The sequence below is a fragment of the Myxococcus sp. CA033 genome, from assembly GCF_013336625.1.
Taxonomy (GTDB): Bacteria; Myxococcota; Myxococcia; order Myxococcales; family Myxococcaceae; genus Myxococcus; species Myxococcus llanfairpwllgwyngyllgogerychwyrndrobwllllantysiliogogogochensis.
On sequence record NZ_JABUMU010000033.1, the window covers coordinates 78,209 to 90,999 of the forward strand.

The window sequence follows — 12,791 nt, forward strand, 5'->3', positions numbered from 1 at the left end:
CATGTAGGGTGTGCCTGTCACCACCTGTTGCCGGGAGGCACCCCCAGTGTTCGAGCGTCCGCAAGAGCGTCGTACTCACCTGCGCTTCGACAAGGTCTTCACCGTCTACCTCACCACCCAGGACGGGATGATGAGGGGCGTCGGTCGCAACATCAGCGCTCGCGGCATGTTCGTGGAAGTCCGGGACCAGGTGGGGCTTGGAGAAAAGCTCAAGGTCACCTTCGCCGGCGAGGACGGCACGGAGATGACGTGCCTGTGCGAGGTCCGCTACCAGGTGGCGCTGGCGTTTGGCCGCAAGGACGGGCGCGAGGGCAGCAGCCGCGGCGTGGGCCTGCGAATCGTGGCGTACGAGACGCACGACGACGCGCCCCTGCTCCTGGTGGACCGCGAGCGGGTGATGCACTGAGGTGACGTGTGGGGGCCCGGAAGGGCCCGGGTGGCCCGACGCTCCCGTGACAGGGGGCCACGACGGGGCGACTTCCGAGGCACCCACCACGCATGACAAGGGCACGGTCCTCGAGGAGAGGAGCCGTGCCCTTGGTGTTTCAGGGGGGCGGAAAGCGCGCCCGGATTACTGCGAGAAACCCTCGAGGAGGTAGTGGGCCTCGATGCGCTTGAGCGCGAGGATCATCGCGGCGCAGCGGGAGTCCACGGCCTCGCCGGCGCAGTAGCCGCGGCTGTCGTGCATGTCCGTCTTGCGCGGCTGGTTGCGGGAGATGTCGCGGATGATGCGGTAGTTGCGCTTCATCGCGCGCTCCAGGCGCTGGTCGACCTCGGCCTCGCTCCAGCGCTCCATGCGCTTGTTCTGGATCCACTCGTAGTAGCTCACCGTCACGCCGCCGGCGTTGGCGATGATGTCCGGGATCATCTCGATGCCGCGCTTCTGGAGGACGCGGTCGGCTTCCGGGGTGGTGGGGCCGTTGGCGCCCTCGGCGATGAGCTTGACCTTGAGGCGCTCGGCGATTTCGGCGGTGATTTCACCACCCAGCGCGGCGGGCAGGAGGATGTCCGCCTGCACTTCCCAGAGGTCCTTCTTTTCAATCTTCTGGGCGCCGGGGAAGCCCAGCACGCTGCGCTTGAGGTTCTTCGGGTCCTGGACGTAGGCGGTGAGCGCCTGCACGTCGATGCCGTCCCCGTTGTAGATGGTGCCGTCGGAGTCATTGACGGCCAGGAGGCGCGCGCCCATGCCGCCCAGGATGATGGCGGCGTGGCTGCCCACGTTGCCGAAGCCCTGGAGGACGAAGGTCTTGCCCTTCACGCTCTCGCCACGGTCGGCGTAGTAGTCCTCGATGCAGAACGCGACGCCCTGGCCGGTGGCCTTGCCGCGGCCCTCGGAGCCGCCGATGCGGACGTCCTTGCCGGTGACGATGCCGCGCAGGTTGTGGCGCTCGCGCTCACCGTCGGAGAACTGGCGGTACAGCAGGGCCATGATCTCCGGGTTGGTGCCCACGTCCGGGGCGGGGATGTCGATGTTCGGCCCGATGAGGCTCTTGAGCCGGTACATGAAGCGCAGGGTGATGGCCTCCAGCTCCTCGCGGCCGTACTCGCGCGGGTCAATCTGGATGCCGCCCTTGCCGCCGCCGAAGGGCACTTCCGCGATGGCGGTCTTCCAGGTCATCTCCGCGGCCAGGGCCTTGAAGAGGTCCAGGGACACCTCGCGGTGGTAGCGCAGGCCGCCCTTGTAGGGGCCACGGGCCTGGTTGTGCTGGACGCGGTAGGCCTTGAAGCGCTGGGACTCACCGGGGACCAGCTGGTAGACCTTGCCGTCCGGCAGGCGCAGGTGGCCCTGGCGGATGGCGACGTCGGAGCCCAGGAGGGCGCGGCCGTTGAGGATGATGCTGCCGTTGGCGAGCAGCTCCAGGCCTTCCTTGTTGCGCACCTGCGTCTCGGGCAGGTCGGCGAACGTCTTGGCCCGCTCGGGGATGAGGGGGACGAGGCGGTCCTTCAGCTTCGCCGTGACGTAGAAGATGTGCTCGTAGTCGGGCTCTTCCAGCTCCAGGCGGACGCGCTTGTCCAGCTTGATGAGGTCCGCCGCCCGATGGAAGATCTCCATCGCCTCGGTGTAGACGGTGCGCTTCGGCGTGGGCGCGGGAGCGCGCATGAAGTTCTCTTCGCTGGCCATGATGAAAGTGGCTCCTTGTGGTCCCAGCCACATGGGGCCGGGGACGCGGGGATAGCGGGGCCCTTATGCGCATATGCGACACAGGGGGTCAACCGCCGTGGCGCCCACCTCCCGTCCCGAAAAACGGAGCGATGACGGGTACTTATGGCAACGCGCTGTGTCACCCACGGCGGATGCACCGTGTCATCGTTGTCGCGGTGCCAGCGCCGTTCGTTGGTGTTCGAAGCAGGGTGTTCAGAATCAAAAAGAAGGGGCACATCATTTCTCCTTGCCCCACTTCGAACGCGATGGTACTCAGCGCGCCGCCTTCCGCCGACATAGCTCAGTGGTAGAGCAACTGATTCGTAATCAGTAGGTCCCCAGTTCAAGCCTGGGTGTCGGCTCCATGCAGTGAAAAGGGTCGGTTGCCGCGAGGCAACCGGCCCTTTCTGCTTTCGGGGTCATCCTTCCTTCCAGGGGGCCATCACCTCGCTACTTTCAGAGAAGATGAGGCCGTCCTTCTGGATTGCGCCGATGCACAGGAAGTCGCCGGAATCGAAGCCGACGTTGAGGACTCGCTGGGTGGCATCCCCGAGGAGCGTCGGACCCATGAGCCGTGCGAGATGCCGGACAGCGAGCGCGGCGTACGCCAGTGCCAGGGGATATTCGGCGTCGTTGCCGAGCCCGTCTTCGTGCCCATAGGCGAGCTGGTAGATGGAATCGAGGACGGTGGAGCCCGAGTCGGGCGTGTCATTGCCCCACCGCTCCCGGAACAGCCAGTCGGGGTCGGTCGCGTCATAGGGGGCCCCGATGAGATGGATGTCCGCTGTCGCGCGACCCTGCACCGTCGGGTTGAAGAGGCCGAACCATAGGCCGGTGATGGGCGCTGGCGGTGGCGTGGACCGCATGATGGTTTCGAGCCATTGCTGGAGCCGCCGGAGATCGCTCTCCACATCGAGGGTGCGTAGGGCAGACCAATCCGGATGAGTGCGTGTTGTCTCGCAGAACTGGATGATGCGCAGGAGTCCTTCCGTGACGGAGAGCTCCGACTTCACGACGCGCTCAATCTCATTGAAGAGCTTGACGGCATTGTAGGAGGTCATGGGGCGAGTCTATTGGCGCTCCCTCGTTCAGGAGTCCAGTGGGCAGGAGGTGCGCGCCGGTGTGCAGTCGCGTGCCTCCACCCCTCCGAAGGAGTTGGCGCCAGTGCCCGGGTGCCAACGTCTTGGAGAGGGAAGTCAAGACAGATGCCGATGTGACAGGAGTTGAAAGTGTCAAGGCGCTGTTAACAGGGCGCGGTTCCAGGGTATCTGTCCCGATTTTTATCACAATCAGGTGGCAGGGGGGGGTGTGTTTGTTGTGAAGACGTTCGAAGCGCGTGGCCGGAACGCCCGAGTCGTTCTGACGGTTGATGATGAACTCCGATGAGAGGGGCCTCTCGAAGCGTGGCGGAACTGACCGACCCGTACTGCTATTTCACAGGGTCATGATTCCCTCAAAAGCACGCGCCACACTGTCGTGCGGTCTCTCCAGCCTCATAGCTGTCATACGGTGGGGAGTTTCTCGTGCAGATCAAATACCCAACGTTGACGGTCCAGGTGCATCCAGGCTCACAGTACCAAAGGACGCTGGGTGTGTAGCCAGCCGCGCAGGCCGCTATCGCCTGTTCGGCCTGATCGAGGCTTTCCAACTCCTCTTCAGGGCCGACTCCGCATCCCAGGCAAAGCGTCCCAATCATCATGAGTGCGCCACCAATGAAGGTCTTCGCTGTCATGCATTGTCTCGGATGCTCTGTGCGAATTTGCACGGACTCATATGGCACGCCATTGAGCGGCGCCGCGATGTCTGGGATGTGGAAAGTGTTCTGCGATAGACGGTTCCAAACGCATGAGACGGAGAGAGGCTGTCTCGGGGCTGAGGCAGGCGCTGATGGAGATCGCTGACGGGGCCTGGGCTGTGCGCCACCACGCTGGTGGACGGGCCAGGCATGCTGGGTCGGTTGCCGCGAGGCAGTCGGCCCTCTTGGATTTCGAGGTTTCGCTCGTGGCTTGGCTGCGCGCGGGTGTGTCCTCGCCGAGCGTCGGCTGATAGGAACGCCCCATGAACCACGGTCCTCCCCGCCGGGTCGCCATCGTCGCGGCCCTCCGTACTCCCTTCGCCCGCAGCAACACCGCGTACGCACGCCTCTCCAACAAGGACATGCTGACGGACGTCCTGCGGGGTCTCGTGGAGCGCACGGGCCTGGGCGGCGTCCGGCTGGGGGAGGTGGTCGGCGGCGCGGTGATGAAGCACTCGCGCGACTGGAACCTGGTGCGGGAGTGCACGCTGTCCAGCGGGCTGGACGCCGCCACGCCCGCCTATGACGTACAGCAGGCGTGCGGCACCGGCCTGGAGGCCTGCATCCTCGTGGCGAACAAGATCGCCCTCGGGCAGATCGACGCGGGCATCGCCTGCGGCACCGACACCACGTCGGACGCTCCGGTCGCGGTGAGCCGACGGATGCAGCGCGCGCTGATGGCCATCAACGGCGCGAAGACGCAGGGGGCGAAGATCGCGGCGGCCCTGAAGTTGCTCGACCCGCGCGCGTTCGTGCCGGAGATTCCCGTCAACGCCGAGCCTCGCACGGGCATGTCCATGGGCCAGCATGCCCAGCGCACGGCCGACCGGTATGGCATTACCCGCGAGGCCCAGGACGCCCTCTCGCTGGCGAGCCACCAGCACCTCTCGCGTGCCTACGACGCGGGCTTTTTCTCCGACCTGGTGATGCAGTACCAGGGCCTCGCGCGCGACAACAACCTGCGGCCGGACACCACCCTGGAGAAGATGGCGAAGCTGCCGGGCGCCTTCGACCGCGAGAAGGGCACCATCACCGCGGCCAACTCCTCCCCGTTGACCGATGGCGCCTCGGCCGTGTTGCTCGCCAGTGAGGAGTGGGCGCGTGCGCGCGGACTGCCCGTGCTCGCGTATCTGTCGGCGGGCGAGGTGGCCGCGGTCGACTTCGTCGACGAGCGCGAGGGGCTTTTGATGGGCGGCGCTTACGCCGTCCCCCGCATGCTCCAGAAGCGCGGGCTCGCGCTGGGGGACTTCGACTTCTACGAGATTCACGAGGCCTTCGCCTCCGTGGTGCTGTGCACGCTGGCTGCCTGGGAGTCGGACGCCTTCTGTCGCGAGCGACTCGGGCTTCCGGGGGCCTTGGGGGCCATCAAGCGTGACCGGCTCAACGTGAAGGGCAGCTCCATCGCTGCCGGACATCCCTTCGCCGCCACGGGCGGTCGCATCGTGGGTACGCTGGCCAAGGCATTGTCCGAGGCGGGCTCCGGCAAGAAGGGCCTCATCTCCATCTGCGCGGCGGGCGGTCAGGCCGTCACCGCCATCCTCGAAACCTAGGGAGCGACGACCTCATGGCCGACAAGCTGATGACGCTGGCGAACAACCCCGTGACGGGAGGGCTCGTGAGGGCGCTGGGGCTGCCGACCCCGCCTCCGCTGGCACGGGCCAAGGAAGGCTGGGTCGCGCAGCCCTTCGTGGACCGTGTGGTGTTGCTGGGCACGGCGCCCGGTGGCTTCGCGACGGAGGCTGCCCGGAGCGCGCTCGCGGGCGGGGGCGCGCGCGTGCTGGACGTGTTGCCGGAGCAGGAGGGCCGAGGTGTGGATGTGGCGCTCTTCGACGCCACGGGGCTCTCCACCCCGGCTGACTTGCGCTCCCTCTACGATTTCTTCCACGCGACGGTGCCGCGACTGGCGCGCAACTCGCGTGTGCTGGTGCTCGTGGGGCTTCCCGAGGAGGCCCGGGGGCCCGCGGCGGCCGCCGTGGCGCGTGGTGCCGAGGGCTTTGTGCGCAGCCTGGGCAAGGAAGTGGGACGGCGCGGTGCCACGGCCAACCTCGCTTACGTCGCGCGGGGTGCCGAAGACCGGCTCGCTGGGCCCGTGCGCTTCTTCTGCGGGGTGCAGGCCACCTATGTCTCCGGACAGGCGGCCCGAGTGACGTCCTCCGTGCGCCCCGTGGTTTCGGCGCCCATGGTGGCCGCGCTGAAAGGGAAGGTGGCGTTGGTCACCGGGGCCGCGCGAGGCATCGGCGCGGCCACGGCCGAGCGCCTCGCGCAGGAGGGGGCTCGTGTGGTTCTCCTGGACGTGCCCGCGCTCCAGGATGCCCTGGAGGCCACAGCCGCCCGTGTGGGCGGAGAGGCCCTGGCGCTCGACATCACGGCCCCCGATGCGCCCGCACGCCTCGTGGCGGAGCTGCAAGGGCGCCACGGCGGCGTGGACGTGGTGGTGCACAACGCGGGAATCACCCGTGACCGCACGATCGCCAAGATGACGCCCGAGGCGTGGGACCAGGTGCTGTCCGTCAACCTCGCCGCCATCATCGCCGCCGACGAAGCGCTGCTTGCCTCCGGTGCGCTGCGGGACGAAGGGCGCCTCGTGTACCTCTCCTCCATCAGTGGCGTGTCGGGCAACTTCGGGCAGACGAACTACGCGGCGACGAAGGCCGCTCTCATCGGCTACGTGGCGGCGCTCGCGCCGACGCTCGCGCCGCGTGGCATCTGCGCCAACGCGGTGGCTCCGGGCTTCATCGAGACGGCCATGGTGGCGAAGATGCCTCTCATGACGCGCGAGGTGGGCCGCCGGCTCAACTCCCTGTCACAGGGCGGCCAGCCGCGCGACGTGGCGGAACTCATCACCTTCTTCGCCAGTCCCGGGGCATACGGGGTGACGGGCAATACCTTGCGTGTTTGTGGACAGGGCCTCGTCGGCGCCTGAGTGACTCGGGCGCGCTTCTCGCCGGGCGCGCTTCTCGCCGGGCGCGGTTGCATGGAGGGCGAACACCTGGGGCGACACGTCGCTCCAGATGCCGCCCTGCTCTGATGAGCGCCCGCCGACGCAAGTCACTTCGCCATCAGCCTGTCTCGCTCTAGTTGCCTTGCTCTGATGCAAGACGGACACGGAAGGGCGCCACCAGTCGCGCGGTCGTGACTCCGGGTTGGCTCCGTTCATTCCCGATGTGACGAGCCCAGTCCGTGGGCCACCTTCCGGAACGCATCGCGCGCTTCCGGCGTGAAGGTCGCGCCCACGAACACATGGAATGCGCCGGGGTACTCGTACAGCCGGATGCTTCCGCCCACGGCCTCCACTTTCCCGCGGAGCTCGCGGGCGTCCAGGATGAACAAGTCATCGGTGCCCTGGAACACGTCGATGGGCGGCAATCCGCGCAGGTCGCCGTGAATCGGGCTGAGGGTGGGAAGCGAGAGGTCATCGCCCCCCGCCCACCACTGCCCCGCCTCCAGCAGGCGCGCGGTGCTCAGCATGACGTCGCGTGGCTCGATGGCGGGGATGCCTGGGTTCGTCATGGCGAGATCCAACCAGGGCGAGAACAGGATGAGTCGTCCCGGGAGTGGCAGGCCGAGGTCTCGGAAATGAAACGTCTGCCCGAGTGCCAGTCCACCGCCCGCGGAGTCCCCGCACAGTGCCACCTGTGTCGCGGGGGTCGTGGCGAGGACCTGCCGGTACACCTCGGTGAGAAAGGGATAGGCGTCGCGATGCGTGAATTCGGGCGCCAGCGGATAGATGGGGACGGTGACACTCGCACCGGTGTGCCGGATGAGTGACTCGATGATGCGCCAGTGAGGGAGGATGAACTCGTTCACGTACGCGCCGCCGTGCGCGTAGATGAGGTGCCATCCGCTGGCACGCTGGCGTGGCGTCAATTTGAACACCGCGCGTCCGGCGACCTTTCGTTCCTCCACGTTCGTGAGCGCGTGCAGTGCGCGCGGTAGCGCAGGAACGGTGGGATACGCGCGAGTCCTCGCGGTCCGCCGGAATGCCTCGGGGTCCGAGCGGTACTTCTTTCGGAGGCCCAACCAGAACTTCGCGGCGCTCATCCTGAGACTGCTCATGCGACTCCTGAAGCCCAGGATGGAATCGCCAGGCTTCGCGTCGTCACGTTCCATCCTCGGATGCGGAGAGTCTACGCCAAGATCGACGGACTCCGCGCAACTGACACGAGGCCCAACTCATCCCCTGCCATCAGTGTGCAGGTGTCGAAGAGGGCGAGGACGCCGTGAGTCCGCACGCCCGGTTGGCGGGAACGGCCACGTCGAGCTTCTTCGGCTTGGGCAGGTCGAGGTGCTCCATGATGCGGATGAACTCCTCCCGACTCTTCCCCGCCACGCGGGGGTTGTGCCGCTTCTCCTCGGCGATGCTCGTGACGGTGCGGCCCTTGTAGTCGTGCGCGGGGTAGACGAGCGTCGTGTCCGGGAGCCCGAAGAGGACCCGCGTGACGCTGTCGTAGAGTTGGCTCGCGTCCCCGTTCTGGAAGTCGGTGCGCCCGTTGCCGCGCACCAGCAGGGCATCCCCGGTGAAGACACGGTCCCCGAGGAGGTAGCTGACGCTGTCGTCCGTGTGGCCCGGTGTCGCGAGCACCTGGAAGTCGAGCTGGCCAATCCGCAGGTGATCCCCGTGGTGGACCTGGACGTCGGCGCATGCGGCACCTCTCACGCCCCCCACCACCGTGCACCGAGTCCTCGCCCTCAAGGCACCAGATGCTGTGACGTGGTCGGCATGTACGTGGGTGTCGAAGACATGCGTCAGCGTGAGGTCCAGCTCGCGCACCAGCTGAAGATCTCGGTCGACCTGCTCCAGCACGGCGTCGATGAGGACCGCCTGACCCGTCGACTCATCTCCGAGGAGATAGGTGTAGGTCGAGGACTCGGAATCGAAGAGCTGGCGGAAGATCATGTCGAAGCCTCGTGTCCCTGTGACTCGAGGGGGAAAGGTCTCGGGCCCCTCATCCTCAGAGTGCGACCCGCGGGGGCAGGAGTGGACAGTCGAGTGACGAGGGGCCCGCTCCCCGCGCATGAGGGCTTGCCGCCAGTGTCCCCGCGTGCAAGCTCACCCTGTCTTCCATCGAAGGTGCGCTGGCGCACCTGCCTGCCTCCGGAGCCTCACCATGAAGTCCTCTCTCGTCGTCGCGACCGTGCTCGCGAGTCTCCTCCTCGGTGCTTGTGCCAGCCGGCAACGGCCGGTCCGCGACGAGGCCCACCGCTGGGTCGACGCGGGCGCCACCCTGGTGGATGTCCGCACCCCGGAGGAGTTCGCCGCCGGTCACCTGCCCGGTGCGGTGAACATCCCCGTGGACGACCTGTCCCAGCGACTCCAGGAGCTCGGCTCGCCGGAGAAGCCCCTGGTCATCTACTGCCGCAGCGGTGGACGCAGCGCTCGCGCCGAGAAGCTGCTGAAGGAGCAGGGCTTCCAGCAGATCCTCAACCTCGGCCCCATGTCGACGTGGGAGTGACCTCGGGCCGCGCGCCAGGCGCCCTCGTCTGTGTCACGGCAAATCAGGCCGAGATGCACGCCCCGAAAGCCAGTGGGTCATACAGCCAGGTCGGGCTGGAGCATTGATCACGCGGGTTGCTCTCCACGTCCTTGAGCAGCAGCGCTCAGGCCGCAGGCGTCAGACGGGAAGGCTGGCCGGGGTGCCCACGAGCCTCCAAGGCCTGGACACCCTCCTCGCGCTGCCCTTCAGCAGACAGCAGGAGCCCTGCGGCACGCCCTGCCGCCCGCCGCGGTGCAGCAGCCCTGTCAGCAGGCGCCGCTGTCCCTGAGGCAGACCGTCACTTCGAGCGCTGCTCAAGCTTCCGCAATTCTCTCTCCACATACTTGCGTTGAGCCGCAGTGCTCTTTCGCAACAGGAAGGACCGATAGGCATTGATGGCCTCAGGTCCCTTCCCCATGTCCCGAAACAGGTCTCCCCGATTCAAATAGAGCACGTCGCGCTCGTGGCCCGTCGCGGTGAGCAGCGCCAGGCAGTCGTCGAGGACGGCCTGGGCCTGGAACCACTCCTTGTGGGACCACAGCGCGAAGCCGAGGTTGTTGAGGATCTCGGCCCAGAGGTCGATGATCGCCTCCCTCTGTTGGTCCACCTGTGGCCTCAGGATGTCGCTCACCACCCGGAATCCATTGCGCAGGTCCAGGGGCGCCCCGGCGATGAGCCGGCCTTCCGCGAGCCATGTCCGGTAGATTGTGGTCCACTCACTGAGCGCCGCCTCTTGCTGCCCCGTGCTCCACTGAGTGAGCGCACTTTCGCTCACGGCAAGCAGGTCTTGGCGGATGCGATGGAGGCCCTCCAACTCCTTCAGGTCTCTGTCGGCGCTACTCTCTGTCGTCCATCCGCTCTCTTGCATCTCCTCGACCTGCGGAAGGGAGTATGTGCGCCCCATGTATGCCTCGCACGTGACGTCTGCCTCGCCCTTCTGCGCGAACGTGCAATCACAGGTAGGAAGCGCGGTGCCCCCGCCCGACCAGCTCAAGCTGTCCGCGACGCGGGACAAGGAGATGGACTCGTCGGCGTCGGGGAGGATCTCCTCGACACACGCGCAGATCTTCCGTGTCATGGCCTCGCTGGCCATGGCATCCACCTTCGAGCTGACGCTGTCGATGACCCACAGGGAGCACCCATCCCGAGGCGCGGCGAGCAGCCAGCGGGAGTTGGGCAGGTAGGCCCACGTGAGGTCGCGGGCCCCTCCGTCCCTGGGACCCAGTGCCTTCTCCAGGGCGACCGCTGCCTCCGGAAAGGCCTCCTCGGGGGAGCGTCCTTCATCCGGGAAGTGGGAGACGCCCCATACCTTCTGCTTGCGCTGGAGCCGGACCAGACATCGCTGAGGACCATTGCCGAAGCGGATGGCGGCGGAGGTCGCACTCTCGGGCTCGGGGACGAGCCGCGCCACCTCGCCCATTGTCGGACAGCCATTGAGCGGCAGGCTCGTTCGCACCAGAGCCGGGGCAACGGGCTGCCCCGTGCGTGGGTCCACCACGAAGAAAGCGTCATGGAAGAGGGGCGGTTCCACGCGGTCGCGGGTCCATGGACTGGGGACGACGAAGTAGCCCACGCGAAGTCCGACCTCTGGGAGTTCGACCCATTGCTCCTCGACGAGGAATCGTCCGCGACGCCAGTCCTGGAAGGCGGAAGTCTTCTTGAGATTCGCCGACGAAATCTCTGGGGAGGGCATGGCCCCAGCGGCGACAAGGAGTGACAAGAGGAGGGGAAGCATGGACGATCCGTGAATCTACTCCAGACGCGGCCTCGACGTGAGCTCAGGGCCCCAGGTGAGGTGCCCCCGTGTGTGCATGGTAGGGGACGGCGGCCTCACTCGCGGTTGTCGAAGCATGGCTCACGCGGGTTGCTCTCCGCGTCCTTGAGGACAGCTCAGTCGTCATCGTCGTCGCCGTCACCCGCGCCGCCGAAGATGCCTTCCGCCTCCGCCGGGGTCGGCGCGTCGAACGTGCAGGTCAGCTCGTCGCCATTCTCATAGCGGTAGATGAAGTGACCCGCGGCGCGCTTGTCGTCCACCACATCGAACGTCACGGAGCCTCCCCTCGGCAGTCCGGACGCCTCGTGGTAGCCCCTCCCGGAGCCCGACGATTTTCTCAGGGTGCCATACCAGCCGTGCACCAGCAGATTCACCTCCGGGGCGAACTCGGTCTCCTTGTTGATGAGCAGCACCGTCCGCGAGCCACTGCCCTCATCGATGCGCCTGTCCTTATCCAGGAGGATGTCCACGCCAAAGCCCGTCAGTCCCGCCTGACCGCGCGGGAGATAGGTCAAGTTCACCCAGTTGGAATCGTAGGCCTCGTCCATCAACCGGGAGGCCACGCCATCGATGGGCCAGACCACGGCCTCTCCCAGATAGGTGCCTCGACATTCTCCCGTTGCGTCCCGGCCACCGCCACAAGCGGTGAGGAACAGGGCGGTGGCCATCCATGGAAGCGCCGCGCGAAGACTCAGACAGTTCATGGCTGCCATTCTAGGGGCATCCCATGTCTGATTTCCTCAACGGGCCAAAAGAACAGTCTCCCTGGAATTGCCTGACGCGGTGCATTGCCTGGCGGAATCCCTGACATGCGTCACTTCAGGCCAAGGTCGACGCCGTCGAGAGCAGCACGGGAAGAACCTGCTCCGCGGGCCCCAGGACCTCGACGTCGAAGTCCGGATGGCGGGGCTCCATGGGGGTGAGATTGACGAGGAGCGTCCACGCCCCCGCGTACTTCGCGCCCCGGACGAAGTTGGCTGCGGGTGCCACCGTCCCGGACGTTCCGATGGCGATGAAGAGGTCACAGTCGCGCAGGGCCTTCTTGGCCGCCCACTCCGCGTCCACGGGGAGGGGTTCACCGAACAAGGTGATGGCGGGGCGGAGGAAGTGACCGCACGCGGGGCACGTCGGGGCCGCATCGGGCTGTGAAGTGTCCGCGAAGGGGCTCTGCGTACACGCTGGATTGGAGCAGCAGGTGCGCAGCAGGGAGCCGTGCAACTCGACGACCTCCGGGCTGCCCGCGCGGGTGTGGAGCCCATCCACGTTCTGCGTCAGGAGGGTGAAGGTCGAGCCCTTCCCGAGCCGCCCCGCCCATTCCGCGAGTGCGAGGTGCGCCGCGTTCGGCTGGGCGTCCCCCACCAGTCCTCGCAGCGAGCCGAAGAGCTTCCAGACGCGAGAGGGGTCGCGTGCGAGGAGCTCCACGTCTGGGACCTCTTCCATGCCAGGACGCGTCCACAGTCCACCGGGACCACGGTAGGTGGGCAGGCCCGAGGCCACGGAGATGCCCGCGCCCGTGAGCACCACGATGTGGCGCCAGGTGCTCGACTGGAGTCGATGGCGGAGCTGCCGCAGCACGGTCCCTTCAGTGAGCAGGGCGGTCATGGT

Annotated in this window: 11 protein-coding genes and 1 tRNA gene; 5 read left to right on the plus strand and 7 right to left on the minus strand. The window is 66.9% G+C overall.

All coding sequences use genetic code 11. From position 1 onward, the window contains the following. Positions 1 to 46 precede the first annotated feature (46 nt). The gene (locus HUA78_RS42450; protein WP_141643206.1) at positions 47 to 406 is read left to right on the plus strand and encodes a PilZ domain-containing protein; all 360 of its coding nucleotides are present in this window, start codon (positions 47 to 49) and stop codon (positions 404 to 406) included. A 165-nt stretch (positions 407 to 571) separates the two neighbouring features. Here HUA78_RS42450 and HUA78_RS42455 read toward each other — a convergent pair whose 3' ends face one another. Beyond that, positions 572 to 2,122, minus strand: coding sequence for a Glu/Leu/Phe/Val dehydrogenase (locus tag HUA78_RS42455; RefSeq protein ID WP_174466356.1), 1,551 nt, complete (start codon positions 2,120 to 2,122; stop codon positions 572 to 574). 311 nt (positions 2,123 to 2,433) lie between these two features. Between HUA78_RS42455 and HUA78_RS42460 the strand changes: the two genes are divergently transcribed. Next, a tRNA-Thr gene (locus tag HUA78_RS42460) sits at positions 2,434 to 2,508 on the plus strand. Positions 2,509 to 2,562: 54 nt separating this feature from the next. On the opposite strand, the gene HUA78_RS42465 is transcribed toward HUA78_RS42460, so the two are convergent. Beyond that, complete coding sequence (locus HUA78_RS42465) at positions 2,563 to 3,204, minus strand: hypothetical protein (protein WP_174478810.1); 642 nt, start codon at positions 3,202 to 3,204, stop codon at positions 2,563 to 2,565. 997 nt (positions 3,205 to 4,201) lie between these two features. Between HUA78_RS42465 and HUA78_RS42470 the strand changes: the two genes are divergently transcribed. After that, a complete protein-coding gene (locus HUA78_RS42470; protein ID WP_174478811.1) occupies positions 4,202 to 5,488 on the plus strand; it encodes an acetyl-CoA C-acetyltransferase in 1,287 nt (428 codons plus the stop codon). 14 nt (positions 5,489 to 5,502) lie between these two features. Next, positions 5,503 to 6,861, plus strand: coding sequence for a 3-oxoacyl-ACP reductase (locus HUA78_RS42475; protein WP_174478812.1), 1,359 nt, complete (start codon positions 5,503 to 5,505; stop codon positions 6,859 to 6,861). Positions 6,862 to 7,091: 230 nt separating this feature from the next. Here HUA78_RS42475 and HUA78_RS42480 read toward each other — a convergent pair whose 3' ends face one another. Continuing rightward, positions 7,092 to 7,994: an alpha/beta hydrolase gene (locus HUA78_RS42480; RefSeq protein ID WP_174478813.1), complete on the minus strand. Its 903-nt coding sequence runs from the start codon at positions 7,992 to 7,994 to the stop codon at positions 7,092 to 7,094. A 130-nt stretch (positions 7,995 to 8,124) separates the two neighbouring features. Next, the gene (locus HUA78_RS42485; protein ID WP_174456779.1) at positions 8,125 to 8,835 is read right to left on the minus strand and encodes an MBL fold metallo-hydrolase; all 711 of its coding nucleotides are present in this window, start codon (positions 8,833 to 8,835) and stop codon (positions 8,125 to 8,127) included. Between the two features lie 211 nt (positions 8,836 to 9,046). On the opposite strand from HUA78_RS42485, the gene HUA78_RS42490 reads away from it, so the two are divergent. After that, entirely contained in the window at positions 9,047 to 9,391 is a 345-nt protein-coding gene (locus HUA78_RS42490; protein WP_174456778.1) for a rhodanese-like domain-containing protein, read from the plus strand. Positions 9,392 to 9,710: 319 nt separating this feature from the next. Here the strand turns inward: HUA78_RS42490 and HUA78_RS42495 are convergent, their stop codons facing one another. The 3 genes from HUA78_RS42495 to HUA78_RS42505 all read right to left on the minus strand — a co-directional run bounded on the left by HUA78_RS42495 (position 9,711) and on the right by HUA78_RS42505 (position 12,788). Further along, a complete protein-coding gene (locus HUA78_RS42495) occupies positions 9,711 to 11,147 on the minus strand; it encodes a tetratricopeptide repeat protein (RefSeq protein ID WP_174478814.1) in 1,437 nt (478 codons plus the stop codon). A 155-nt stretch (positions 11,148 to 11,302) separates the two neighbouring features. Further along, complete coding sequence (locus HUA78_RS42500; protein ID WP_174456776.1) at positions 11,303 to 11,890, minus strand: hypothetical protein; 588 nt, start codon at positions 11,888 to 11,890, stop codon at positions 11,303 to 11,305. 115 nt (positions 11,891 to 12,005) lie between these two features. Continuing rightward, positions 12,006 to 12,788, minus strand: coding sequence for a Sir2 family NAD-dependent protein deacetylase (locus tag HUA78_RS42505; RefSeq protein WP_174478815.1), 783 nt, complete (start codon positions 12,786 to 12,788; stop codon positions 12,006 to 12,008). Between the last annotated feature and the right edge of the window lie 3 nt (positions 12,789 to 12,791).

What these genes read in the sequence shown, in the direction of transcription:
- HUA78_RS42500 (WP_174456776.1), bottom strand. Translation starts at nt 11,890, where the DNA reads ATGAACTGTCTGAGTCTTCGCGCGGCGCTTCCATGGATGGCCACCGCC.
- HUA78_RS42470 (WP_174478811.1), top strand. Translation starts at nt 4,202, where the DNA reads ATGAACCACGGTCCTCCCCGCCGGGTCGCCATCGTCGCGGCCCTCCGT.
- HUA78_RS42505 (WP_174478815.1), bottom strand. Translation starts at nt 12,788, where the DNA reads ATGACCGCCCTGCTCACTGAAGGGACCGTGCTGCGGCAGCTCCGCCAT.
- HUA78_RS42475 (WP_174478812.1), top strand. Translation starts at nt 5,503, where the DNA reads ATGGCCGACAAGCTGATGACGCTGGCGAACAACCCCGTGACGGGAGGG.
- HUA78_RS42485 (WP_174456779.1), bottom strand. Translation starts at nt 8,835, where the DNA reads ATGATCTTCCGCCAGCTCTTCGATTCCGAGTCCTCGACCTACACCTAT.
- HUA78_RS42495 (WP_174478814.1), bottom strand. Translation starts at nt 11,147, where the DNA reads ATGCTTCCCCTCCTCTTGTCACTCCTTGTCGCCGCTGGGGCCATGCCC.
- HUA78_RS42455 (WP_174466356.1), bottom strand. Translation starts at nt 2,122, where the DNA reads ATGGCCAGCGAAGAGAACTTCATGCGCGCTCCCGCGCCCACGCCGAAG.
- HUA78_RS42490 (WP_174456778.1), top strand. Translation starts at nt 9,047, where the DNA reads ATGAAGTCCTCTCTCGTCGTCGCGACCGTGCTCGCGAGTCTCCTCCTC.
- HUA78_RS42480 (WP_174478813.1), bottom strand. Translation starts at nt 7,994, where the DNA reads ATGAGCAGTCTCAGGATGAGCGCCGCGAAGTTCTGGTTGGGCCTCCGA.
- HUA78_RS42465 (WP_174478810.1), bottom strand. Translation starts at nt 3,204, where the DNA reads ATGACCTCCTACAATGCCGTCAAGCTCTTCAATGAGATTGAGCGCGTC.